We start from the raw sequence: 26,107 nt of genomic DNA, 5'->3' as shown, positions 1-26,107 counted from the left end.
ACTATATTTTAATGTGATTAATTCTTTTTAAAAAGCTTTTTATTCATAGTATATACAATAGCTATCAGTGATAGGCCTGCAAGAAAATATGCTATTCCATTTGATGAATCACCTGTTTTCGGAGAATCTGTACTATTCTCTGAGCTTGATTCTGTCTTGCTTTCATCCTTTTCTATCTTGCTATCTTCTTGCTTTGAATCCTCAGAAGATTCAACAGGAGTAACAGTTTTTTCACTGAGCTTCCATACTTGAGTACCATAGAATGGATTAGCTGTTCCTATAAACAAGCCCTCATTTGTAATTCCAAAAGCACGGCAGCCGTGGTTATATGGGTCACCAAAACCGTTATCCGTAATCTTTGTGAAATTCACTCCGTCCTCTGTGACATATAAATCAAAGCCAAAGGTTGCCTTATCAAGATATTCAGCACATTTATAGGCACTGTCAGGAACACCATTATAATTTTTGCAAATTTTTTCTACATACTCATCTACTTTATCTTTCCATTCCTTTGAAGCATTTTCGTCATTCATATATTCATCAAGCGGAATAAGAAAACTACTTGCATCAAATGTACCAACATAAAGCTTTCCATCATATACAGTCATATTCCATATATACTGATTTTCATGACTGCCGAATCCTGAACCTAAACCTGAAATACCACCATTTGGGAACATCTCATCAGCGTCGCCGACAATAAGTTCTATATTTTCATCTTCGTCCATTCTATAGAAGTTTATAGACTGTTCAAAATTGAGGTTCATAAATTCAAAATCGTTATCAAACAACATTCTTTCTACAGCGATTTCTTCATCATTATATTCACCAATATAAAGATAACCATTAAATACTTTAAGATTAGCAGTTCCACTTCTTGTGCGTTCAGGGTCAATACCAAAAGTATATTTTGCACCATCTTTTTCCTTATCACCAACTACACTTGTCCACTTCCAAGAACCATCTGCCTGAATATCTCCACGAACAAGTCCAAAAGCTTGCATTGTATTTCTGTCAGTAGCATTAGCAGGTGTGCCTGTGCAAATTGAAACATAAAGGCTCTTGCCATACTGTGTCATATCAAAAATAGAGCCACCATAAATACTATCACAATAATGATATGCAGGATAATTAAACAAGTCCTCATCTTTTGCAATAACCTTGAAAGAATCCTGGTCTTCAGGATTTTCTGATTCGCAGATAATTGCACCTTCTGAATTGATACAGCTAACTATAAGCTTATCATCAAATACACACATGCCTCTTATTCCAACACTAATACCCTTTGAATATTCTTCCATATATTCTTCGAGTGTCATTCCCGCATAAACTTGCTTACACTCATCAGTTTTAGGGTCAACTTGATATATGCAAGGAATAGTATTTACAGAGCCGCAGAAATAAAGCTTATCTTTAAATTCAATAGCATTACGGAATATTGTATTCTGATTTGTCAAATCCTTAGACATCAAAATTTTAACTTCACCTGTCTTGACATTCAGTTTCAAAAGTATTCCAAGTGCATCAACACCATCTTCCTCACCCGTATACATATTTTCATGATAATATGTATCAAGTGCTTCTTTCATAGTAGTATCATCAAAATCTCTTCCAAGATTTTGTTTCATAAGCTGAAGAGTTGATGTCCATGCACCATAACAGGTTCCAATATACATATAATCCCCATAACCAATTGAACCCCATGAATAATTTTGTCCTCTATCTCCATTGCCATTCTCAAGGTTTGTAGCAAGTTTTCCGTTGCCTATGTAATCAACAATACCATCAGTTGTCATAACACCCTTTTCTGGATGTGTAATTTTTTCAGCTATGTAGCCTGTTCCAGAATCATATATTGTACTACTGTTATCTTTGGCAAAAGCACTTATCACACAAGATGTCGCAACCAATGCCGAAAGAGATAAACCTGCTACTGCTTTAACAAATTTACTCTTCATTTCTTCACCTCTTATCATTTCTTACAATACTCATCTTTTTCAAACAATGAAGCTATAAGCTTAATACCATAGCTCATAAGCATTATGCCCATTGTAATTCCAATAAATCTTGCTACAAAAATAAGATGGCAAATTCCATATATTCCAAATATTAGCATTATTATACCAAGTACAAGTGCAAGTATCCAAGATTTTGATGTTGAGGCCTTTTTCATAGCGAACGATTCTGCTATTGATGAAACGCCATCTAATATCATCCAAATTGCAAAGATAATAAGTATTATTAAATCAAGTACAGCTTGAATACTTGGAACAAATATTGCAAGTATTGAAACAACGGCTGCCGCAATACCTACAACAAGTCCGAATGCTCCGTGTACACCTTCTATCATAAGGTTCTCATACATCTTTTTCTTGGTAAAGTAAAAAATAATTGAGCATATGCCAAATATTCCAAGAATTGTTGTTATAACCCAGCCTATATTAATAAATGACAATCCTGGGAAAAATAAACAATAAATCGCACCAAATATAGATAATACTCCTACTATACCGTTAATTACTTTCATAAAAAAACTCTCCTTATCACTTTTTTAAATATAACTAATCAATGGCTATCTTGCAAACATTGCATTATTCATCTTTTTCACCCCTTAATATACAAATTTCTCCATTGATTTTGTAATTTTATTCTATTTTATCAAATAAAAAAATTCAATCTATTTTTCGTAAGGTGTACTTTTTTTACCTGAATTGCACAATAATGAAATAAAACCATTTGAAAACATATGAAGCAATATTTCGTATGTTCGAATAATCATAAAAATAAATAGCCTTCAGAAAAACCGAAGGCCATTATAAAATTGACTATGAATTATTGTGCATTGGAACTATTGTTTCTGTTGTTGCCAAGAATATCTTCTGCTCCACCTACTACTCCACTGACAACATCTTCTACGCCTTTGCCAACTCCGCTTACTACATCTCCAGCTCCACTTACTACATCGCTGACCACATTATCTCCATCTCCGATAATTCCGTTTCCGTCTGTGACATTTCCGTTGTTATTGACATCATTGCCATTAGCAGTATTATTTCCATTGTTATTATCTCCATTTGCGTCAGGATTTGGATTAGGTGCAGAATTTACTATTCCCGATGAATTATTGTTGTTTGTTACTGTTGAGGATTCAGCATTTCCACCACTTGAGCCGTTGCCCATATTTTGTGCGGAATTTCCGTTGTCATTACCTTTACAGGCGGCAAGGCTCACTGTCAGAAGTGTCATAGCCAAAACTGCAATAATTTTCTTTTTCATACGCATTATCTCCTTGAAAATTTTATATACACTGGTTTTCATAAAGTGTTGTGCTTTGATAAGGTTCTTCACCTTCTTTATTATCATTCGTAATTTTCTACAAATTATCAATCTTGGAATAAATTTTGTCAAAATTTTATTTAAAAGACAAGCAAAACAAAATATTCAACGCATAAAAATTAGTAAGGATAAATTTTTTGTGGAGGTGCGTTATGTTTGATTTGATTCTAAAGCTTTTAAACCAATTTTCTATGTTCTTCATACTTCATGTTACAGGCGGAGGTTCATTTCCGAAACCTCTTTCGGCAAAGGAAGAGCGTGAATGTCTTTTAAAGTGGAAAAATGGAGATATAAAAGCAAGAAACAAGCTTGTTGAGCATAATCTTAGACTTGTAGCACACATTGCAAAGAAGTATTATTCGTCTTGCAATGATACAGATGAATTGGTTTCAATAGGTACAATCGGCTTGATTAAAGCCGTAAACACCTTTGATATTGATAAAAATATCAGACTTTCAAGCTATGCCTCAAGGTGTATAGAAAATGAAGTTCTTATGTATTTCAGAAACAGTAAAAAATCTGCTCAGGATATGTCGCTTGATGATGCAATCGACTCTGATAGTGACGGAAATAAGCTTACGCTTATGGATATAATGTCTGTTGAGGAAGATTTTGTAGATAATCTTGATATAAAGATTAAAAGTGAAAAGCTTAAAAATTACATAAATAAATATCTCACTCCAAGAGAAAAGCTTGTAATCACTTTGCGTTATGGTCTTGACGGCAATGACCCACTGACTCAGCGTGAAATTGCAAAAAAACTAAATATTTCACGCTCTTATGTAAGCCGAATTGAACGAAAAGCATTAGATACTCTAAGGACTCAATTTATGTAAGTTTCTTATCTTCTGCAATATGGACTATCATCTGCACCTAAACTTTATTGCAAACATATTATATAGTATCAAGTCTGATTGCGGGAGGTAATCCTATTGATAAATAATTCTTTTTGCGTTATTGGTGGCGATTTGCGTCAATTATATTGTGCCAAAGCTATATCGAACGATGGCTATTCTGTCTGTATTTCTTGCTTTGAAGAATGTAGATTTTCTTTACCCTTTGAGATGCTTGATTTCAAAACTGCTATAAGAAAATCTGAAATTGTTATACTTCCACTTCCTATCACTAAAAACGGTACAACTCTTAATGCTCCATTTTCTAAAAATTCTATTACACTTGATGATTCTTTCGCTAAAATCTGTTCAGGCAAATATGTTTTCTGCGGTATGAATGAAAATCTTCTCTCTACAAGCTCTCTTTGGAATTCCAGTATGGTTTTTGATTACTCTAAAAGAGAAGAATTTGCCGTTATGAATGCTGTTCCTACAAGTGAGGGTGCAATTGAATGTGCTATGCACGAATATGATGGAACAATAAACGGTTCAAACTGTCTTGTAATAGGTTATGGAAGAATTGGCAAGGTACTTTCAGATATGCTTGGAGGTCTTGGTGCTAAAGTTTCTGTCAGTGCAAGAAAGAAAAGCGATATTGCATATATTCAGGCAAAGGGATTTAAAGCACTTAAAACCAATGAACTTTCTTTTATGCCACAAGGACACACCGCATTCGACTTGATATTTAATACAGTGCCATTTATGATTTTAGACTCACACACTCTTGCCCGTATTGCTCCAAGCGGTTCAGACACAATTATTATAGATTTAGCCTCGTTACCAGGGGGTGTTGACCTTGAAGCCTGCGAAAGAATGGGGCTTAAAGCTATGCGGGCATTATCGCTGCCAGGGCGTGTTGCACCAAAGGCGGCCGGAGAAATCATAAAGAATGCTGTTTATAATATAACAGAGGAGGATTTACGGTGACACGCAAAACGGTGGGATTTGCTATGTGTGGTTCTTTTTGCACCTTTTCACGAGCAATTCCCCAGATAGACGCATTAATAGATGCGGGCTATGATGTACTTCCGATAATGTCATATAACGCTTCTACTACTGACACCCGTTTCGGAAAAGCACAGAATTTTATTGATGAAATCGAAGAAAAAACAAAACGAAAAATCATAAGAACCATCAATGACGCTGAACCTATTGGCCCTAAGGCTATGACAGATATTATGCTTATTGCTCCCTGCACAGGAAACACCATATCTAAACTATCCTACGGAATAACAGATACTCCAGTAACAATGGCAGCTAAATCACATCTAAGACAAGAAAAACCACTTATCATTGCTATTGCAACAAATGACGCTCTCGGTGCTTCCGCTCAAAGTATAGGCAGAATGTTAAACACAAAGCATATATTCTTCGTACCATTCGGACAGGACGCTCCTATAAAAAAGCCAAAATCATTAGTTGCCAATTTTGAATTGATTCCACAGGTTGTTGAAGCAGCATTTATAGGTAAACAGCTTCAGCCAATTATAATTGCTCCCAAAAATGGGTAAAAAGATAAGCTGTCGTATATCTCAAAAAGATATGCGACAGCTTTTATCAGGTAAGTTTAAAAAATGTTTTTTAAATAATTTTTAACTAATTAATGTAAGTTCGATGAATATTCTTAGTTAATAATAATTTATAAAAGTAGGGGCGAACTGCGTTCGCCCGTTGGGTAAAGAATGTTAAGGGCTTCGCCCTTAAAACCCACGAGGGACTCCGTCCCTCGACTCTGCAAGCTTTTGAAAAAGCTTGAGCAAAACTTTTAATTTATAAAAACCTAATTATGGTTAATGCTGTGCGACAATTTCTTTACGGCTCTTGCGATTCTTAAAAAGCTGTAAACCTATTACTATTACTCCACCGATGAGGAACGGAATGATTGAGAATGTTGAGAAATTCATCATAGGCTTTGGCTCATCAAGTGTTGTAGGTCCCATAACTATTGCATAGAGAGAGCCTATCATAAGTCCGAAAATAAAGAATATCGTCTGTGCTCTGAACTTTTCCAAACAGAGCTTTACAAGTTTAATAATCAAAACAATTCCAACAATTACTCCTAATCCAAAGCAAATTATCATTGGCAAATATTCAAAATGCAGGTGGAGCAATTCTTTTATTGAGTTAATGATAGGTAAATAAAATCCAAAAATCAAGAGAAGTGTTGAACCTGAGATTCCTGGAAGAACCATTGCAGTAATTGCTATCATTGCTACAAAGAACAAGCTTATTCCAAGCTGAAAGCTCGGCTGTCCTAAGCTTATACCACTTTCTCCACCACTTGTAGGATTGAAATATGTAATGCAAAATACAAGTGCTGCACCAAGAATTACAAAAAATGAACTCCAATACTTTCCTTTAAGACTCTTTTTTTCTTCCATAAAAACAACTGGTATTGCGAAAAGTGTTAAGCCTATAAATAATGAACTGATTTCGTAAATATAAGTATCGAAAAGCTTTGTGAGAATCAAAACGCAGGATACAAAACCAACTACCCAACCAACTCCAAGCTTGGCTAAAAATTTTAATGCTTCAATTTTTTCAGCTTTTTTTCCAGAAATCAAATCATTCAAAGAATTGATAAACTTATCATAGAAGCCCATCAAAAAAGCAATTGTGCCACCCGAAACTCCAGGAACACTATCTGCCATAGCCATACAAAAGCCACGAATCATATCAATAACAACCTTCATATTTTCCCTCCAATATTTTTAATTATCATACATTTAGGATTATAATTGTATGCAATGAAAATGTCAAGTAAAGTCTAACTAAGTAAATAATATTTTACCATAATTTTACATAAGGCAAATTGTATAATTATTAAAAAAACAAACATAATAATAACAGTTATGAATAAAATGCGTTTGCTGTTCATAACAAAACGGCAGAATCCAAAGTAAAAAAGGATTCTGCCATTCTCATTTATTTAAGTTCTAATTGTTCGCCCTCAAGCTCTTCTGCTGTCGGCAACGCTCCTGATGATGGAATAGACTTTGTTCTATATCTTTGAGGCGTTTGTAGCATACCTTCATGATATAATTCCGCAGAAATAAGACGATGGCCTTTTCTTTGCTTGAATACAGCTACACCTTGAGTATTTCTTGTGGTTTTTGAAGCAATAGCACCTGTATGCAACAATAACGCTCTGCCTGATGATGAACGCATAAGAATTTCGCTATCCTCATCATTAACAAAAACTATTGCACTAAGTTTTTCCTTATCACTATATGCACCTGTCAATTTTTTACGGTTTGTTTTTGTTTCATATGCTTTAAGGCTGACCTTAGCAACCTTACCATTCTCAAAGAAAAAGAAAACATAACCCGAATAATCAGTGGTTGCAAGCATATAAATGGCACTTTCACCCTCGTCCATATTCAGCTTGGCGGGGATAAATTCTCCAAGTACGCTTGCTTTGGTATCAGAGAAATCACGAGCCTTTGTTTTATAAACCTGTGATTTATCACTGAAAAACAGCAAATCCGTATTATTCATAGATTCTTGTGATTGCTGTATGACATCTCCATCTTTGAGCTTCTGTTCGCCACCCATTCTAAGTGAAATCGGAGTAATTTTCTTGAAATATCCCTCTTTTGTAAAGAAAAGATTTACAGGATAATCAGGAATTTCTTCCTCAATCTCAGTTTCAACAATATCAGAAGCATAGATAATCATACTCTTTCGTGGCTGACCGTATTTTTCGGCAATAGCGGCAAGCTCTCTAATGATTATATTCTTAACCTTGGTTTTGCTTTCGAGGATTGCTTTAAGCTCAGCAATATCTTTCTCAAGATTTTCAATTTCATCTGTGCGTTTGAGAATATATTCTCGATTGAGATGACGAAGTTTGATTTCAGCGACATATTCAGCTTGAATTTCATCAATTCCGAAACCAATCATAAGATTTGGAACAACATCACTTTCTTCTTCGGTTTCACGAACTATTTTAACAGCCTTGTCAATATCAAGGAGAATCTTCTCAAGTCCCTTAAGAAGATGGAGCTTGTCCTCTTTTTTGTGCAAATCGTAGTAGGTTCTGCGTTTTACACACTCAATTCTGAATGCAATCCATTCGTTAAGTAAATCCTTAACGCCAAGAACTCTCGGTGTTCTTGCGATAAGAACATTAAAATTACAAGAAAAACTATCTTCAAGCGGTGTGATTTTATAAAGCTTCTGCATAAGCTTATCAGGGTCAATATTTCTCTTGAGGTCGATTGTGATTTTAAGACCACTGATACCTGTTTCATCACGAATATCAGAAATTTCCTTAATCTTGCCAAGCTTTACAAGCTCAATAATCTTATCAATTATAGCCTCTGAGGTTGTTGTCGGAGGAATACTTGTTATATCAATACAATTATCAAATTTATCATAGGTATAGCGTGAACGAACCTTTATACTTCCTCTACCTGTATTATAGATGTTTTCGATAGTTTTCTTATCATATACAATCTGACCACCGCCCGGAAAATCAGGTGCAATAAGTGTTTCGGAAACATCGTGCTTTTCGTTACGCATAAGTGCAATGGTTGTTTCGCATACCTCTCTAAGATTGAAAGGACAGATAGAACTCGCCATACCAACAGCAATACCTGTATTCGCATTTATAAGTACAGACGGAAATGCTGCTGGAAGAAGTGTAGGTTCTTTAAGGGTATTATCGTAGTTATCAACAAAATCTACGGTATCCTTATCTATATCACCGAAAAGCTCTGCACATATCGGGTCAAGTCGTGCCTCGGTATATCTTGAGGCTGCCCAAGCCATATCTCTGCTGTAAAATTTACCGAAGTTGCCCTTAGAATCGACATATGGGTGCAGTAATGCTTCATAGCCTCGGCTAAGACGAACCATAGTATCATAAATCGCACTATCACCATGCGGATTAAGCTTCATTGTTTGTCCAACTATATTTGCAGATTTAGTTCTTGCACCGCCAAGAAGTCCCATTTTATACATAGTATAAAGCAATTTTCTATGTGACGGCTTAAAACCGTCAATCTCAGGAATTGCACGGGAAAGTATAACGCTCATAGCGTAGGGCATATAGTTTTCTTCTATTGTATCAGCTATTTTTTGCTCTACAATCTCACCTGCTCCTGCAATATATCCATGCAGTTTAGGCTCTGTATGAGGTGTAGTTTTCTTTTTTCTTGCCATATCATTACCCCTTGAATTTTTATGTTGGAGCCAAATCCCACGAGGGACGCTGTTTCTCGACTCTGCAAGCCTTTAAAAGGGCTTACCCTAAATTTAAATTTTCTTTTGGGAAGAAATGTAGTGGCGAACTGTGTTCGCCAATCATCTATTTATATCAAATTTAGTCTGAACTTTGTGGTGAGTCACAACTTTCAAGATGCAAAAACTAACATTATGATACATCTATATTATCAATATACTTTGCTCCATTTTCTACTATATATTCTTTTCTGCCATCAAGATTATCTCCAAGCAGAATATCGAATATTTCGCTTGTACGCTTTGCATCATCAGGCAAAACCTTTATGAGTCTGCGTGTTGACGGATTCATTGTTGTAAGGCTCATCATATCAGGCTCGTTTTCACCAAGTCCTTTTGAACGCTGAATAGTGAACTTCTTATTGCCTATCTTTCTGATAAACTCTTCCTTTTCCGCTTCGGTATATGCGAAATAAACTTCATCTTTAGTATTAAGCTCATAAAGTGGAGATTCTGCAATATAAACTTTTCCCTCATCTATAAGAGTTGGTGTCAGTCTATAAAGCATTGTGAGAAGAAGCGTTCTAATCTGAAATCCGTCAACATCGGCATCGGTACAAAGTATGACCTTACTCCAGCGAAGATTATTTATATCAAATGAAGATAAATCCTTATTAGCCTTAGACTTAACCTCTACACCACAACCAAGAACCTTTAATAAATCGGTGATAATTTCACTCTTAAAAATTCGGTCATAGCCTGCCTTTAAGCAGTTAAGTATCTTACCTCTGATTGGTATAATTGCTTGAAAATCCGGGTCACGAGCCTGTTTACAAGCACCAAGAGCCGAATCGCCCTCAACTATAAAGACCTCTCGCCTTTCTACATCTTTGCTTCGGCAGTCAACAAACTTTGCAACTCTGCCCGTCATATCCATATTGCCTGTGAGCTTTTTCTTTATGTTAAGACGAGTTTTTTCAGCATCTTCACGACTGCGTTTATTGATTAAAACTTGATTTGCGATTTTCTCTGCATCAAGCGGGTTTTCTATAAAATATATTTCAAGCTGATGGCGGAGAAACTCCGTCATAGCATCTTGAATACCTTTATTTGTGATAGCCTTTTTGGTTTGGTTTTCGTATGAGGTTATGCTTGAAAAAGACGAAATTACTATTACAAGGCAATCTTCAACATCAGAAAAATTGATTTTGCTTTCATTTTTAGTATATCTGGAATTCTGCTTTAAGTAAGAATCAATCTGATATACAAAGGCGTTTCTGACAGCCTTTTCAGGAGCTCCACCATGCTCAAGCCAGCTTGAGTTATGATAATATTCAGCACAACTTACTTTATTTGAAAAAGCCATTGCAATGTTGATTTTAACCTTATATTCGGGTTTGTCCTCTCTGTCACGAACTACTCGCTCTGTTTTCCATGTCTGAACCTGCGTCATACCATTTTCGCCGATAAGCTCTGTTACATGGTCTGTTATGCCGTTATCATACTTAAATTCAGTTGTTTCAAAGTCCTTACCGACCTGATTTCTAAAAATAAATGTAACTCCCGCATTTACAATAGCCTGACGCTTAATAATTTCTATATAATATTCCTTGCTTATATCAATATCAGTAAAAACTTGTAAATCTGGTCGCCAATGAATCCTTGTACCAGTATCTTTCTTGGAATACTTTTCTCGCTTTAAGCCACCAATATTCTCGCCCTTTTCAAAATGTAGAGTATAGCGTTCACCGTCACGACGAATATCTACATCCATATACTCAGAGGAATATTGCGTTGAACAAAGTCCTAAGCCATTAAGTCCAAGAGAAAACTCATAACTTTCCGCATCATTATTATTGAATTTACCGCCGGCATAAAGCTCGCAGAAAACAAGCTCCCAGTTAAAGCGTTCCTCATTTTTATTATAATCTACTGGAATACCTCTGCCGAAATCCTCAATTTCAACGGATTTATCCTCATAGCGTGTGACTATTATTTTATTTCCGTAACCCTCACGAGCCTCATCAATAGAGTTTGAGAGAATCTCAAAGACAGAATGTTGACAACCCTCTATACCATCCGAGCCGAATATAACAGCAGGACGCTTACGAACTCTATCTGCGCCCTTTAAGGTTACTATACTTTCATTTCCATATTCCTGTTTTTTCTTCGCCAATTTCCTTTTATCCCTCTCTTAAATAACTTACTAATAAACTTAAAAGTTTCGCTTGTGTCTTATTTAAGCTTTCTTATATTTTTCTATATTTTCAAAACTCATTTCTGTTCCCTCAGCTTTTTAATTTTATCTCTTAAAAGTGCTGCATGTTCAAATTCAAGAAGCTTTGCAGCCGCTTTCATTTCCTTGGTGAGCTGTTCTATGAGTTTTTCTCTTTCTGCTTTTGTCAGCTTCTTTTTAGATTTCTTTCCATCGTCGGAATGAGTAGAAATCTCAATAATATCACTGACTTTCTTAATAATCGTTTTTGGAATTATTCCGTGTTCTTCGTTATATTTCTGCTGAATGGCTCGTCTGCGTTCGGTTTCATAGATTGCCTTTTCCATAGACCTTGTAACCTCATCAGCATACATTATTACTTCTCCCTCAGCATTTCTTGCGGCTCTGCCGATTGTCTGAATAAGCGAACGGTCACTTCTTAGGAAACCCTCTTTGTCAGCGTCAAGTATAGCAACAAGTGAAACTTCTGGAATATCCAAGCCTTCACGCAAAAGGTTTATTCCGACAAGCACATCAAATTCGCCTAAACGCAAATCTCTGATAATCTCCATACGCTCGACCGTATCAATATCATGGTGCATATAGCGAACCTTTATACCCATTGTAGTGAAATATTCGGTCAAATCCTCCGCCATCTTTTTTGTGAGAGTAGTTACAAGCACTCTCTGTTTTTTAGCTGTACGCTTATTGATTTCTGAAATCAAATCGTCCATCTGACCATCAGTAGGCTTTACGGTTATAAGTGGGTCGAGAAGTCCTGTCGGACGGATAACCTGTTCAACAATCTTAGCACTATGCTCTTTCTCGAAATCACCTGGCGTTGCACTGACGAAAACAGCTTGATTGATATGTTCGTAAAATTCATCAAAGTTCAGTGGTCTGTTATCTAAAGCACTCGGCAAACGAAAACCATATTCTATAAGACTTTCCTTTCTTGCCCTATCTCCTGCAAACATTCCCCTTACCTGTGGGAGCATAACATGAGATTCATCAACAAAAAGCAGAAAATCATCAGGAAAATAGTCGAGCAAGGTAAACGGCTTACTACCGGGTTTTCTTCCTGAAAGCACTCTTGAATAATTCTCAATACCTGTGCAAAAGCCTATTTCACGAAGCATTTCTATATCATAGCGAGTTCTTTGCTCTATGCGTTCAGCCTCAAGAAGCTTGCCCTTATCATTAAAATATTTTATTCGTTCCTCAAGCTCTCGCTCAATCTCCGCAATAGCTATTTCCATTTTATCCTTTGGAACGATATAATGCGAAGCTGGATAAATTGCTACATGCTTGAGTGTACCACGAATTTCTCCGCTGACAGCGTTAATTTCTGTTATACGGTCTATTTCATCGCCGAAAAATTCAACACGAACAATATTCTCATCAGAGTTTGTTGGATATATCTCGACAACATCTCCCCTAACACGAAACTTATTACGGGTGAAATTCACATCATTTCGCTCATATTGAAGTTCAACAAGCTTTTTAAGCAAATCGTCACGACTTTTTTCCATACCTGGACGAAGTGAAATTACCATTGTACGATAATCAATCGGGTTACCCAAGCTATAAATACAGGAAACCGACGAAACAATTATTACATCTCGTCGTTCTGAAAGTGCTGAAGTAGCTGAGTGACGGAGCTTATCTATCTCGTCATTTACAGCAGAATCCTTTTCTATATAGGTATCGGTTGTTGGAATATATGCCTCAGGCTGATAGTAGTCATAATATGACACAAAATATTCAACAGCGTTCTCTGGGAAAAATTCTTTAAATTCACTGCAAAGCTGTGCAGCAAGAGTTTTATTATGAGCAAGAACAAGTGTTGGTCGATTCATTCTTGCAATAACATTTGCCATTGTAAAGGTTTTTCCTGAACCTGTTACACCCATAAGAGTTTGTTCTCTGTTTCCTGCCTCTATACTTCTGCATATAGCGTCTATTGCCTGTGGCTGGTCGCCTGTCGGCTTATATTCGGAATGAAGCTTAAACTCTGACATATTCAACCTCCTATACATCGCATTATAATCCCAAAGCTTGGTACTAAACAAGTCGAATTTTGTTTTTCATAAAAATTAAACAAAATCAAGCCATAAAAAGGGCATTTCATCACTTCAAATTGATTAACGATTTAGCGAAAATCTATCTTTTAATTAGAATTTACAATCGCTAATTTTTTTATTATAACACATACAAGCAAGAAAGTACAGAACAAATGTTTTTATTTGCTCTGCACTTTCTAAATTATTCACTATGAATTATGATATATGAACTATTATGTTTTACAAAAGCCGTTAAAGCTTGCTTATCAGATTGGAATTTTTTAGGATAATATTACTTGAATGGGTTATTCGCTTAATTTTATAGCGAAATATATTGCAATATAGGTCTGTAAATATAATCTGCAAAGCTAAATTGATTTTCCGAATATCTCACCTCTATAACAAGTGAACCATTATTATTTCTGCTATAAACTTTTGGAATATAATACTCAAATTCTGAATATATCGGGAGCTTTATTCCATAGCTTGGCACTTCAATAAGTCCGATAAAATCACAGCCCTCTATTTCGACACTTGGCATTTCACAATCAAAACTGCTTGAAATACCAACATTGCTTTCTTCGGAATAATCTTTTCTATCTTTTCAGCAATTTGGGGCAAGTTTTCATCAGAAGGTTGTAACAACAAAATCAAAGTTCTCAAAAGAAATGCTTACAGCTACAGAAATTTCAAGCGATTCGCAACCGCATTTTACATATGTTTTTCAATAAACATATCAATTCTATAATAAAACAAGCGACAGTTTAATTCTCTATCGCTTGCAATTACACTTTATTCTATTTCTCGGGTTACCCTAACTATTGACATTGAGTTACAGAAAATAAGCCCGCACAAACGGCTTGTTTATGCGGGCTTATTATAAGTATGGTCGAGGTGACTGGATTCGAACCAGCGGCCTCTGCGTCCCGAACACAGCGCTCCACCAAGCTGAGCTACACCTCGTTTAAGAAACCTCGCTCAAAGAGCGAGGTTTTAGTTGGCTGCGGAACTAGGATTCGAACCCAGACAAACAGAGTCAGAGTCTGCTGTGCTACCTTTACACAATTCCGCAAGATTCAATTTATTGTCGCTTTGTGACTGACAACATAATTTATTATACTCGGAATTTAAAAAATGTCAATAGTTTTTTTTTGAAAAAATTAAAAAAAATTTAATTCCTCTAAAATTATAAATAAGCTGTAAAATAGATAGCCTTTATATTGCTATAAATTGAAAATTTTGCTATAATTAGGTGGAATTTTTTATAGAAATTAAAGTATTATATGTGCTTTAATCTATTATAAAAAGCTGTAATAGCTTGGCGGTGATTTTGTGGAACAGCAAAATAAAAAGAAAAATGTCCACGAAGGACATAGGGAAAGAATGAGGAATAAATATGTTAATAAAGGCATAGAAGTATTTGAACAGCATGAAATATTAGAAATGCTTTTATTTTACGCTATACCAAGAAAAAATACGAATGATATTGCTCATAGACTTTTAGAGGCTTGTGGTTCGCTCTCTGCTGTTTTTGATGCACCAATAGATATTTTAATGCAACAAGGGCTTTCGTATAATGCGGCGGTTCTTTTGCATATGATACCAGACCTTTCGAGAGCATATCAAAGTGATAAGTTTGATAATGAAGAAAAAATTATTACAGATGAGAATATAGGTAAAAAGATGGTTCATCTATTTGCAGGCAAAAACGAAGAATGTGTATATGCATTTTTTCTTGATGCTAAGGGAAAAGAAAAATATTCAGGTATAATTTCTAAGGGTGACGCAAGCTCTGCACCCTTGTTTTCAAAGGATATAGTGAGTATAGCGGCAAGATGCAAGGCTGTCACAGTTATAATTGCACATAACCACCCAAGTGGAGTAGCTTTTCCTTCAAGGGCAGATTTAGAAGCAACTGCTGATATAGCTGATGCTTTAGACACAATAGGAATACATCTTGCTGATCATATTATTGTTGCTGATAGAGATTATATCTCGCTTTCATCAACACCACCATTTTCGAGAATGTTTGATTATGATAGTGAATAATTTATTACCAAAATATAAGAGTTTCTTAATTGACAATAAATGTGCAAGTTGATATAATTTAAATCGTGATTATTTATATAGATAATATTTAAATTTAAAAATGAGAGGTGTAGCTTATGAGCGAAGAACAAGCTCAGCAGCGAATAAAAGCCGACCCTAAGGTTGGCTTAACTAAGGAACAGGTGCAACGACAAATTGAGCTTGATTTGGTGAATCATAATGCAGATGTTCCCACGAAAAGTATAAAGAGAATTATTATTGATAATACCCTTACACTTTTTAATGTAATCAATATTATTCTTGGTATAGCAGTTTTTCTTGTTGGCTCTTATAAGAATTTGCTTTTCCTTGGTGTTATGTTCTGTAATATAGCAATAGGAATTTTTCAGGAAATTCGTGCAAAGAGAACTATTGATAAGCTTTCTATTATTTCATCTGTGAAAGTTAAGGTTATCCGAGATGGAAAGATACAGGAAATCGGGGTAAATGATATTGTACTTGATGACATTTTAGAGCTTTCTAATGGTAATCAGATTCCGTCAGACTGTATACTGATTTCAGGCAACTGTGATGTTAATGAATCACTTCTTACAGGTGAATCAGATTCTATACATAAACAAAAAGGCGATAAACTGCTTTCAGGAAGCTTTATAGTAAGTGGTAGCTGTCGTGCGAGAGTAGAATGTGTAGGTAAAGATAATTATGCTTCTTCTATTTCGGCACAGACAAAATATATTAAGAAAATCAATTCAGAAATTATGGATACTCTAAATAAAATTATAAAAATAGTAACCTTCTTTATAGTACCTATTGGGGTAGGTCTTGCTATTCATCAATATAATATTCATGGAGATATTAAAGAAACAGTTCTTTCAACTGTAACACAGCTTATAGGAATGATTCCGGAAGGTCTTATCCTTTTGACAAGTACAGTTCTTGCCGTAAGCGTCATAAGACTTTCAAAGCACAAAGTTCTTGTGCAGGAGCTTTATTGTATAGAAACTCTTGCAAGAGTAGATGTGCTATGCCTTGATAAAACAGGTACTATTACAGAGGGCTGTATGGAGCTTGTAGATGTTATTCCATATGGTGATAATAAAAGCGAACAGCTCGAAAAAGCTCTTACAGCTTTAACTTCAGCACTTGATGATAATAATGCAACCTTTGTCGCAATCAGAGAGAAATTCCATAATGATACCGACTGGGTAGGAAATAACATTATGCCATTTTCGTCCGAAAAAAAATGGTCTGGTGCTAATTTTGAAAAGGAAGGCACTTATGTAATTGGTGCGGCTGAATTTATTTTAAAGGATAAAATTCCTCAAGAGCTTTCAAAACTTTTGCAAAAATATTCAAAAGGTTATCGTTCACTTATTATAGTTCATTCAAAGAACGATTTTAATGAAAGAGATTTACCAGACGATTTGGAAATTTGTGGCTTGTTACTGCTTGTAGATAAGATTCGTGCGGAAGCTCCACAGACTTTGCAATATTTTGATGAACAGGGCGTTGAGATTAAGGTTATTTCAGGCGATAATGTTCTTACTGTTTCCGATGTTGCAAGGAGAGCAGGAGTTAAAAACTACGATAAGTATATTGATGCAACAACTCTCAAAACTGACGAAGATATAGAAAAAGCGATACTTGAAAATACCGTATTCGGCAGAGTAACACCGGCACAAAAGAAAAAGTTCGTACAAGCGCTTCAAGCCAATGGACATACAGTAGCTATGACAGGTGATGGCGTTAATGATGTTCTTGCACTTAAAGAGGCTGATTGTAGTGTTGCTATGGCTTCAGGAAGTGATGCCGCAAGAAATGTATCGCAGCTTGTATTGCTAAATTCTAATTTCGCATCTATGCCAAAGGTTGTTGCAGAGGGCAGACGAACTATAAATAATATAGAGCGTTCAGCATCGTTATTCTTGGTTAAGACAATCTATATGACGGTTCTTGCTATAATCTTCCTTTTCGTAAATACTGCCGCACCATTTGAACCAATTCAAATGACGCTTGTTAATGCATTTACAATAGGTATTCCGTCTTTTATACTTGCACTTGAGCCAAATAAAAACAGAATTAAAGGTTCATTCTTTAATAATATTGTTAAAAGTTCATTGCCTGGAGGACTTGCGTCGGTTGTAAGCGTTATGCTTGTAATTATTTCTGAAAGTATACTTAAAATTTCTCATGAGCAATATGTAACGCTTGCAGTAGCAGTGGTTTCCGTTATGGGAATAATAGTTCTCTTTGAAAAATGCTTGCCGTTTAATAAGCTTAGAATTGCACTTTTTGTAACGATGATAGCAGGCTTGGCAATAGGTATTCTATGCTTTAGAAATCTATTCTCGCTAACGCTATTTACTGGTAAAATGACAATAAACTTAGTTATAATATTTGCAATTTGTGTTTTGATTTTCTGGATTTTTAGAAAAATCACAAGACATATAGTCAATAAAGTAGAAGCTAAGCAAAGTATAAAAAAAGTAAATTGTTGATTTTAAATATTATGCTTAAAAGCACTCGATTCCATTTTGATGAAATTGAGTGCTTTTTAATGTAAAAAGTAAAAAATAGCCTAAAGACAAAAAGTAACGCATATTTTACCAAAATCTGTTAAAATAGAATTGCTTAGAAAGCTGAATACGCTAGCTTTTTTGGGTTTTTGAAGGTGTCTGAAAAGAAGAACAAAAAATTCAGCAAATCATATTGCAAATACTTTAGAAATTCAAGGAAATTACTTCTTTAAGAGATTTGACGAATTGAAAGATGAGCAAAAAACAACAAGCTAATTTTATGTTGTATGACTCGCCTGATTTGTGTACGGCTCATTTTTACAAATAGGACTTTTTTAAAATCATTGCTTGCAAAAACAGAAAGTCCACTAAAAAGGCTATGTCAGACTATATTGTGGTATCCCTCAGCTTGTTAAGTGTGCCAAAATAATGCAAAATTGGTTGACATAGATACTGAATTTGTTTTTCATACCAATCATCAACGGCTTTATTAAAGGTTATAATAACAAAATCAAGGTTCTCAACAGAAATGCTTACGACCACAGAAATTTCAAGTGATTTCGCACCCGCATTTTACATATGTTTTCCAACAAACATATCAATTCTACAATAAAATAGCGACAGTTTAATTGTCTGCCACTTGTAATTACACTTTATTCTATTTTTTCGGGTTACCACAACTATGGACATCGAGCCATAAAAAATAAGATTAATAAGATTAAAAACAAAAATCGAGTATTCATAAAGTCAAATTTCTCATGAATACTCGATATGGTGCGAGTGCTGATAACGGATTTCATAAAACAATGAATTAACCGGCAGAAACACATATATTTCATCTCGCACACGAACAGTTTCTTTAGAATTTTATTCGCACATTCGATTTTTAATGGCCTATCCGATACAATGATAACACAAGGAGGGCAGAATGTGAAGCAGAAATATCATCTCGCACTGGATGATACAGAGCGGCGGCTTCTCATTGGAAGTCTGAATGATCTGCGCAGCAGGCTCTTCACAGAGGGCAGATATACCGACGCTGTTGACGAAGTGCTGCTGAAAATCATCGGTGCAAAGCGCAAGAAGTTCAAGGTCGTATACACGGGGGTGAATGGAGGAAAGCATAATGACGGAGTTTGAAAAGCTGGGTGGCACATACCGACAGGCGGGTGATTATTATCTGCCGAATCTCGAGATTGATAATCAAATCGAGGTGCAAATTGGTGTTTGGGGACAGCGACACCGGCGGTACCTGAAAGAGCATCACCGTGTACGCTATTACAATTTGCTCACTGCCGGGACACTGAACAGCTATCTTATAGAGATTGAATTGCAAGCGCAAGCACTGTTCAATGACATTGTAATGCGACTGTCTGAAGAGGAAAATGTTACTGAAAATCTCAAAGCAACTGACCCAATGGAATGGGTCAAACGGAGCAATAATATCCGTAATCGAGCCACTGAAATCGTCAATGCGGAAGTGATTTTCGTTTAATTGATCCTGTATTACTGCCCCAAAAGAGGCGCAGCCAGTATGCAAATGCGTACCGGCTGCGCCTCTTTTCTGCGATTAGGAAGGAACTGTACTGTCTTAACGAGCAGACTGTTTTTACTCCTGCCGAAGTCAAACAGTATGACTGCTCTCGATGCCTGTGTCATCTTAGCGAGCATTGCCTTTTTACTCCGTTCTGCAGAACTCTGTAAAAAGTCCTTGTTAGGGACACCCACTAAGACCCCGATGCAGCCACCAATAAATAGAACTTTATTTTAGAGATATTTGATCGCCATCAATCACAATAGAATTGTTTTGCAGCAGCACATTCAGTGCAGCATCCATCGCCTCATTGATGGCTTTTCCAACACGTGTCACTCCGCATTGAGCAGCCAAAGAACGGTACAGCCCGCTCTTATCGGCAGTTACATTTTGTTTCAGAATCTCAAACATTCCAGCGGCTAATTCCTCTGGTGCAATTTGTTTGATGTCACGCTCAACATCGCCCGGACCTCTGAACTGAATCTCTTTTCCGTTATCCAGATACAGGAATCCATTTCTGCGGATAATACCGTAACGCTGGTAGCCGTACATCTGCTGTTCGTAGGCTCTCTGTACGACATTCGTAACCTTTTCACGGTCGAAATACCACACGATGCGTTTTAGAAACAAATCTTCCGATAGAGGTGCTTCCAGTTCCAAAATTTCCTTAACGATTGCCTTGAAATCGCTGTAATGATGATGTTGGCAGACCTCAAAAAAATCCGCCGCCTTATACGCAGGAAATTCAAAATGTTTTTCGACTGCAACCTCTTCAAATGTTTCTGTTGGCTGACTATCTACCGACTTTACTTCTGCTTTTGTTGGATTTTGGACTGCATCCGCAGCTGCCTCCAAAAGCCGCAGCTGTTCAACCGATTTGTTTCTGAACCAGTCCGTAGACCAGATGCGATAGAATTTCCAACCCATGCGCTCCAAAATTTCTTGCCGCAGACGGTCACGGTCACGCGCATTTTTGAATGAGTGATATGTTGCGCCATCGCATTCAATCGCAAGTACATAGTCAGAGCTGTCTGGCAACTTCAAACCGAGGTCAATACGGAATCCAGAGCAGCCGACTTGCGTATCTACAGCAAAGCCTTTGGATCTCAGATAATCGCACACCTCAAGTTCAAAATCGGAATCGAATTGCTCAAACGGGCTGACGGAAATTGCCCTTTGTAATGCAACGCTTCCGTTCTCGGCACAATCGAGGTATTCGCGAAGCAATCTTGCGCCTTCAGCTGATGTACGCCCCAAGTCGATGTCCGTATAGTGCATGGAAGAAACCAGTTGGACATTGCATTTTGCACGGGTAACGGCAACATTCAGCCTTCGTTCACCGCCGACACGGTTCAATGGACCGAAATTATGCAGTAGGCGCCCTTGCGCATCAATACCATAGGCAATGCTGAAAATGATCGTATCGCGTTCATCACCCTGCACGGTTTCGAGATTTTTGATGAAGAAAGGCTCTTTCCCATCGTTCTTGAAGAAGTATTCCTTTTCCGGTGTGCTTTGCCGCCGCTTGGAAAGCAGTTCATCAATCAAGTCCTGCTGCGCTACGCTGAACGCAACTACACCAAGACTGCGGTTCGGGTATTTCTCAATATTCTGATAGATCAGATCAACAATAAACTCTGCTTCCTTCCGGTTGGTATGGACTTTGCGGTCAAATACGCCGTCCACGTGATAATAGTCTACACCGATTCCCGGAGCATCGACCTTAGAAGACGGGAACGTCACAAGATCGCTGTCATAAAAATTCTTGTTGGAGAAAGTAATCAGCTGCTCATATCGACTGCGGTAATGCCAGCGCAGCCGGAGCTGCTGCATGGATGTCGAACACAGATCTAAGATAGATTCAAAGTCCGTTACATCTCCGGTTTCTTCATCGTTGTCCTCCGCTTCAATGGTAGCATTGAAGAAATTGCTGGGCGGCATCTGCTTAGAGTCACCCACAACAATCAACTGGTCTGCGCGATAGATTGCGCCGATTGCATCCTGCGGGAAAATCTGTGATGCCTCATCAAATACAACCATATCAAAGTGAACTGAATCTGGCGCAAGGAAAGTGCTGACGCTCAGCGGAGACATCAAAAAGCACGGCTTGACTCGCTGAACAAGCTCACCTGTTTCAGCAAGCAGAGAACGAATACTCTTTTGCTTGCGCTTTTTTTCGCCTTCACGAAGCAAGATTGCCAATGCGCTCCCGGACGCAATCATATCAAGCGATGGGCGCATAGAGGAAAGCTCAGCGCGGATTTTTGCCTTATTGATTTCAAATTGCTCAGTATCTTTCTCGAAAAAAGTACGAATCGCTTTATCCTGAGAAATTCGATTGAATGCAGACAGAACAGGATTCCCGGACAAAATCGAATCGATCCATTGATAGTAGAATTGCTTTTGGAAGGCACCGACAATATGTTTTGGTTCTATATTCAGACCAATGGCAGCATTTACATAAGGCACGACCTGTTTATCATCCAACTTGGAGAGCAGACTCCTGAAATGGCACCAGTTATCCAACTTGTCCATTTCACTCAGACAGTCCGCTAATCTCGCCAATACCAAATTACACGGTGCAGAGTGAGTGTTCAGAATCGCTCGATCAAAGTACCCATCAACTCGCTTGAATGTATCAGCACTACAAACTGCGAAAGTCTCGTCAAGTTTCTGGTGGTAATCGGCAAATATATCTCGTTCAGAGGTGAAATCGTCATAGTGTTCCAAAGTGCCGAACGCAATGCTGCTGGAGAATATTGCTTCCATCGCAGACATTTGTTTCATCACATAATTCCATTCGGTTTCGACACCATAATAGGCTTCCCCAAGAAACGCTTTGATGGGTGCTTCAGCTTCAACAAATTCTGAGGTCTTTTGCTGATAATAGGCAAGTCGTTCTGTCATGGAGACAGCTTCATCATAAGCAGGTTTCTTTCCGTCCTTCTTGCACAAGCGCAGGTCGGTGATAAACTGCTTGTACTCGGCGTTGAAAAGCCGGGAAAAGATTCCACCAAACTGTTTTGTCAGCTTTTTGTGATACGCAGCTCCATCCAGTTTATAAATATCATCATCAAACACCGCACTTAAAACGGAGCGGGCAGCAAGAATATCTGCGCTCTGCCCTTGCAATTTGTTCAGCGCAGAGTTTACCGCGTCAAAACGCTCCCGATCCAGGAGTGACGGCGTAATCAGCTTGGAAGTCGCTGCAAAACCGAAGAAACTGTTCCAAAGCTGTGCGTCCTCCACGCTGGTACACTGTATTTCATACTTCTCAGAGATTTTCTGCTGCAAAGGAATCAATATCTGCAAGAATTGTGAAACGGCAGAAAGATCACTCTTTACCTCGTTTTTTGACTGGTAAGATGTGTCCTGATTGATATAGCCGTACCACGGGTTCTTTCTATAATCATATCCGATGGATGGGATATAGTCTGTATACTGCTCCAAAAGAGCAGCTGTTTCTATCAAGTACGATTCACCTTTGGAAGCAAGCTGAGAGATAGGAAACTCGACATCTGGCGTGGACCGAAATGCGGCGTAAGATTCATACAGCTGATACAAGCTTTTTTCAATGACCGGGCGCAGCTTGTGAAGCTCAACCGCATAGGCATCCAGCTGATGCTGTGCCTTTTCCTTAATAGCAATTTCAGCGTCCGCTTTCGAGGAAACCGCACTTTTCCCTGTGCGGAGTGTATGGCAAATATCCGCAATAACATCCTTTTTATTTGCTTTATGGCTGTGGAGCTGTAAACAAAACTCAGCGAGTCCCGCTTGCTTCAACTTGTCGTAGACTACATTCAAGGCTGCCAGCTTTTCAGAAACGAACAACACTTTTTTGCCATCGCTAAGGCATTCTGCGATGATATTTGTAATCGTCTGGCTTTTGCCAGTGCCGGGAGGGCCTTGCAAAACGAAGCTCTTCCCCGTCTTTGCCATCTCAATCGCTTCAATCTGGCTGGAGTCTGCATCTACCACACTATGTAGCTCAATCAATGGATCAATAAGAGAGCCAGCAGTTCCCTCATCGCCGTATAATTTTTCTGTGCTGGTTGGCTCACCCAAGAGCTGACGGACATTCTGATTTGCAAGAATTGCCTCTGCATTGTCCTTCAAATCCCGGTACATATTGATTTTGAGAAATGAGAAAATACCGATCTTGCATTCAGCTGTGACTGTCCATTGGAGTTTTGCCACAAGACGCTTTACTTTCTCAAGGTAGGCAGTCAGCCCCTCATCGTTATACTCAGGGAGCTTCACCCCATGTTCTGCGTCCATTTTATAGGAAAAGGTCGGATTAACAATGATGTCATCTTCTGCCGACTTGATAAAATAGGGTTCTACCGCTGACGCTTGTTCCAGCCGAATCGGTACAAGCAAAATGGGCGCACGAAAAACATAGTTCGAGGCGGCGCTTTCTTTCCAATGGACAAAGCCAAACGCCATGTACGCAACATTGACACCGGTTTCTTCAATGAACTCCCGCGCCTTCTTATCAATATTTTTTACGGCAGTAAGTGGATTCGTTGCGACATTATAAAGTAGGATTTGATTCTGCCGCTTGATTTTACCGGAATATTGAGCCAAAAATGCAGCTTTGCTGCCAGAAGCCTCGGCCTTTTCTGACACCTCAATTTGCAACTGCTCCGGCGCATAGGATTCTTCCGAGTCATCATCTTCTTCGACAATTTTGGGATCGAAGACCTCAAAAGAAGCTGTCCCGTCCACTTTCTCAAATAACACATCAGAAGACGGGAGCAGCACCTCCACGGTTGAAGCTCGCGTATCCTTAAAATTGATTAGATTATTGCGTTTTCCTGTATCCAGCAGTAAATCAGCCCACTTATCCAGCTTCTTTGTATCCATCTTCGTCATTCCTTTTGGGCGATCCACGCCGCTTCAATCTCATCAAAGGGGATGTTGTTTTCCTCACAAAAAGCCTTGATCTTCTTCATTGCTGTGATATTCGGCTTGGTTTTGGCGTTTTCCCAACGGTTTATCGTTCCAACGGATACATTCAGCGTTTTTGCGAAATCCTCCTGTGACATCAAGGCTTTCTTGCGCATGACCCGTATTAACTCACTTAAAGGCGTCATCAAACAGTTCTCCTTTCAGAAGATTAACAGCATTATACCATACACCTATCATTTTCTCAACACCGTTTGGAGAAAACTGAGTACCAAAATATAGAGGCGCAGCCTTCGGATTGATCCGTCGGCTGTGCCTTTTTTGCATCTTTAAGAAAAATTCGAAAAATTTTCCCAATTGGTTAGTAGGAGGTTAAAAAATCAACTTTCTCGATGCCTACCTATTGAGGGGATTCTTCTCTTGTGCCTTGAAAGAGGCGAATTTTTGAAAAGTGCGGGAATTTCGCAGAAAAATTCGGCAAAGAGAAAGTGAGAGGACGGTAGCTGGTTCCACCGCTTGTCGCCGCTCTGTGGTTTTCCGTGTGCACCTTGAAAATTAAATAGCAGAAATTTTGGAGAAGAGGGTCACCAAACACCTACCCATTTTAGTAACAAGTGAGAGGAGGTTTTTCCAATATATCCCGGCTTGGCAGAGATTATCTCGGTGTTAGGTACTACACAGACACCTTCTTCCCGGAACACAATATCCGTTCATTGCGGTGAATGACTGCGTAGACAGCGATGACGGCGAAAATGAGCTTGCCCCATTTCGAAATGTGATGAACGAGATGTACGCCCGGGACATCAGCCGCAAGGTGCGGTCTACCCATCGTATCCGGGGCAATTCCGGCGAACCACTGGGCCAGCCGCCCTACGGCTACAGGAAAGACCCGCTGAACAAAAAGCACTGGATCATTGACCCGGAGGCCGCTCAGGTGGTGCGGGACATTTTTCGTATGTGTCTGGAGGGTAAGGGCAACGACACCATTGTCCGCATTTTACAGGAAAATGGGATTCTCAACTGCACGGCGTACTGGCACGAAAAAGTCATCGGCAGGGGCGGCAAAAAGACGCAGCCAAACCCTTATCGATGGAAAAACAGCACCATTCGTAAAATTCTGACCCAGCAGGAATACTGTGGCGATATGATCAATTTCAAGACCTACTCTAAATCCTTCAAGGATAAGACCCGCATCGATAACCCGGAAGAAAACTGGGTCATCTTCAAGTGGACCATAGTCAATAAAGTAGACAAGTAAAAGAGCAAATTTTACAAAAAATTCATTTCTGCCTGATCAGGAGAGAGGCCGTTATTGTGAGAATGAGGTCTGAAAGAATTGTAGAAACCGTTGATATACTGAAAAATGCTCAGTTTCAGTTCATCAAAGGAAGAGTAAGTTCTGCGGTTGG

Annotated in this window: 21 protein-coding genes and 2 tRNA genes; 10 read left to right on the top strand and 13 right to left on the bottom strand. The window is 38.1% G+C overall.

Annotated features, from left to right (window positions below; all coding sequences use genetic code 11):
- Positions 1-17 precede the first annotated feature (17 nt).
- The 3 genes from C9914_RS07615 to C9914_RS07605 all read right to left on the bottom strand — a co-directional run bounded on the left by C9914_RS07615 (position 18) and on the right by C9914_RS07605 (position 3,276).
- Positions 18-1,958 (bottom strand): hypothetical protein, encoded by a 1,941-nt coding sequence (locus tag C9914_RS07615; RefSeq protein ID WP_181013446.1) that lies wholly within the window; start codon positions 1,956-1,958, stop codon positions 18-20.
- A 14-nt stretch (positions 1,959-1,972) separates the two neighbouring features.
- Positions 1,973-2,527: an HdeD family acid-resistance protein gene (locus C9914_RS07610; RefSeq protein WP_106764535.1), complete on the bottom strand. Its 555-nt coding sequence runs from the start codon at positions 2,525-2,527 to the stop codon at positions 1,973-1,975.
- Positions 2,528-2,832: 305 nt separating this feature from the next.
- The gene (locus C9914_RS07605; RefSeq protein ID WP_106764533.1) at positions 2,833-3,276 is read right to left on the bottom strand and encodes a hypothetical protein; all 444 of its coding nucleotides are present in this window, start codon (positions 3,274-3,276) and stop codon (positions 2,833-2,835) included.
- 212 nt (positions 3,277-3,488) lie between these two features.
- Between C9914_RS07605 and sigK the strand changes: the two genes are divergently transcribed.
- The 3 genes from sigK to C9914_RS07590 all read left to right on the top strand — a co-directional run bounded on the left by sigK (position 3,489) and on the right by C9914_RS07590 (position 5,740).
- Positions 3,489-4,172 carry an RNA polymerase sporulation sigma factor SigK gene (gene sigK, locus C9914_RS07600; protein WP_106764532.1) on the top strand — a complete coding sequence of 228 codons (684 nt, stop codon included), beginning with the start codon at positions 3,489-3,491 and terminating at the stop codon, positions 4,170-4,172.
- Between the two features lie 96 nt (positions 4,173-4,268).
- Positions 4,269-5,156, top strand: a complete 888-nt coding sequence (gene dpsA, locus C9914_RS07595) for a dipicolinate synthase subunit DpsA (RefSeq protein ID WP_158707367.1) — start codon at positions 4,269-4,271, stop codon at positions 5,154-5,156.
- Positions 5,153-5,740, top strand: coding sequence for a dipicolinate synthase subunit B (locus tag C9914_RS07590; protein ID WP_022265481.1), 588 nt, complete (start codon positions 5,153-5,155; stop codon positions 5,738-5,740). The genes dpsA and C9914_RS07590 overlap by 4 nt, the downstream gene beginning before the upstream one ends.
- 279 nt (positions 5,741-6,019) lie before the next feature.
- On the opposite strand, the gene C9914_RS07585 is transcribed toward C9914_RS07590, so the two are convergent.
- From C9914_RS07585 to C9914_RS07565, 5 genes are all read right to left on the bottom strand, one after another.
- The gene (locus tag C9914_RS07585) at positions 6,020-6,922 is read right to left on the bottom strand and encodes a DUF368 domain-containing protein (protein WP_022265482.1); all 903 of its coding nucleotides are present in this window, start codon (positions 6,920-6,922) and stop codon (positions 6,020-6,022) included.
- 232 nt (positions 6,923-7,154) lie between these two features.
- Entirely contained in the window at positions 7,155-9,395 is a 2,241-nt protein-coding gene (locus tag C9914_RS07580) for a DNA gyrase/topoisomerase IV subunit A (protein ID WP_106764528.1), read from the bottom strand.
- A gap of 211 nt (positions 9,396-9,606) precedes the next feature.
- The gene (locus C9914_RS07575) at positions 9,607-11,589 is read right to left on the bottom strand and encodes a DNA gyrase/topoisomerase IV subunit B (protein WP_106764527.1); all 1,983 of its coding nucleotides are present in this window, start codon (positions 11,587-11,589) and stop codon (positions 9,607-9,609) included.
- Between the two features lie 98 nt (positions 11,590-11,687).
- On the bottom strand, positions 11,688-13,649 hold the full coding sequence (gene uvrB / locus C9914_RS07570; RefSeq protein WP_022265485.1) for an excinuclease ABC subunit UvrB: 1,962 nt from the start codon (positions 13,647-13,649) through the stop codon (positions 11,688-11,690).
- Positions 13,650-14,010: 361 nt separating this feature from the next.
- Entirely contained in the window at positions 14,011-14,232 is a 222-nt protein-coding gene (locus tag C9914_RS07565) for a hypothetical protein (RefSeq protein WP_106764525.1), read from the bottom strand.
- 30 nt (positions 14,233-14,262) lie between these two features.
- Between C9914_RS07565 and C9914_RS11975 the strand changes: the two genes are divergently transcribed.
- Positions 14,263-14,439 carry a transposase gene (locus C9914_RS11975; RefSeq protein ID WP_330404321.1) on the top strand — a complete coding sequence of 59 codons (177 nt, stop codon included), beginning with the start codon at positions 14,263-14,265 and terminating at the stop codon, positions 14,437-14,439.
- Between the two features lie 138 nt (positions 14,440-14,577).
- On the opposite strand, the gene C9914_RS07555 is transcribed toward C9914_RS11975, so the two are convergent.
- Positions 14,578-14,654: transfer RNA gene (locus C9914_RS07555), tRNA-Pro, on the bottom strand.
- A 35-nt stretch (positions 14,655-14,689) separates the two neighbouring features.
- Positions 14,690-14,763: transfer RNA gene (locus C9914_RS07550), tRNA-Gln, on the bottom strand.
- 260 nt (positions 14,764-15,023) lie between these two features.
- On the opposite strand from C9914_RS07550, the gene C9914_RS07545 reads away from it, so the two are divergent.
- From C9914_RS07545 to C9914_RS07525, 5 genes are all read left to right on the top strand, one after another.
- The gene (locus tag C9914_RS07545) at positions 15,024-15,740 is read left to right on the top strand and encodes a JAB domain-containing protein (protein ID WP_106764523.1); all 717 of its coding nucleotides are present in this window, start codon (positions 15,024-15,026) and stop codon (positions 15,738-15,740) included.
- A gap of 116 nt (positions 15,741-15,856) precedes the next feature.
- Positions 15,857-18,238, top strand: a complete 2,382-nt coding sequence (locus C9914_RS07540) for a cation-translocating P-type ATPase (protein ID WP_106764521.1) — start codon at positions 15,857-15,859, stop codon at positions 18,236-18,238.
- 477 nt (positions 18,239-18,715) lie between these two features.
- Entirely contained in the window at positions 18,716-18,814 is a 99-nt protein-coding gene (locus C9914_RS11930; RefSeq protein WP_408003192.1) for a hypothetical protein, read from the top strand.
- Between the two features lie 372 nt (positions 18,815-19,186).
- A complete protein-coding gene (locus C9914_RS07530) occupies positions 19,187-19,396 on the top strand; it encodes a hypothetical protein (RefSeq protein WP_242972083.1) in 210 nt (69 codons plus the stop codon).
- Positions 19,383-19,751 (top strand): TnpV protein, encoded by a 369-nt coding sequence (locus C9914_RS07525; RefSeq protein ID WP_242972082.1) that lies wholly within the window; start codon positions 19,383-19,385, stop codon positions 19,749-19,751. Before C9914_RS07530 ends, C9914_RS07525 begins: the two co-directional genes overlap by 14 nt.
- A 267-nt stretch (positions 19,752-20,018) precedes the next feature.
- On the opposite strand, the gene C9914_RS07520 is transcribed toward C9914_RS07525, so the two are convergent.
- Both C9914_RS07520 and C9914_RS07515 read right to left on the bottom strand, forming a co-directional pair.
- Positions 20,019-24,656: a DUF4011 domain-containing protein gene (locus C9914_RS07520; protein WP_106764515.1), complete on the bottom strand. Its 4,638-nt coding sequence runs from the start codon at positions 24,654-24,656 to the stop codon at positions 20,019-20,021.
- 5 nt (positions 24,657-24,661) lie between these two features.
- On the bottom strand, positions 24,662-24,886 hold the full coding sequence (locus C9914_RS07515) for a helix-turn-helix domain-containing protein (RefSeq protein WP_106764513.1): 225 nt from the start codon (positions 24,884-24,886) through the stop codon (positions 24,662-24,664).
- 590 nt (positions 24,887-25,476) lie between these two features.
- On the opposite strand from C9914_RS07515, the gene C9914_RS07510 reads away from it, so the two are divergent.
- Complete coding sequence (locus tag C9914_RS07510; RefSeq protein WP_242972081.1) at positions 25,477-25,956, top strand: recombinase family protein; 480 nt, start codon at positions 25,477-25,479, stop codon at positions 25,954-25,956.
- 11 nt (positions 25,957-25,967) lie between these two features.
- Here C9914_RS07510 and C9914_RS07505 read toward each other — a convergent pair.
- A partial coding sequence (locus C9914_RS07505) for an IS3 family transposase (protein WP_158707287.1) occupies positions 25,968-26,107 on the bottom strand: 140 nt, incomplete at its 5' end.

Origin of the sequence: Pseudoruminococcus massiliensis (assembly GCF_900291955.1) — a bacterium.
Classification (GTDB): Bacteria; Bacillota; Clostridia; order Oscillospirales; family Acutalibacteraceae; genus Pseudoruminococcus; species Pseudoruminococcus massiliensis.
Note: the sequence above shows the minus strand (reverse complement) of the source record. Positions and strands in the feature narration are given on the sequence as shown.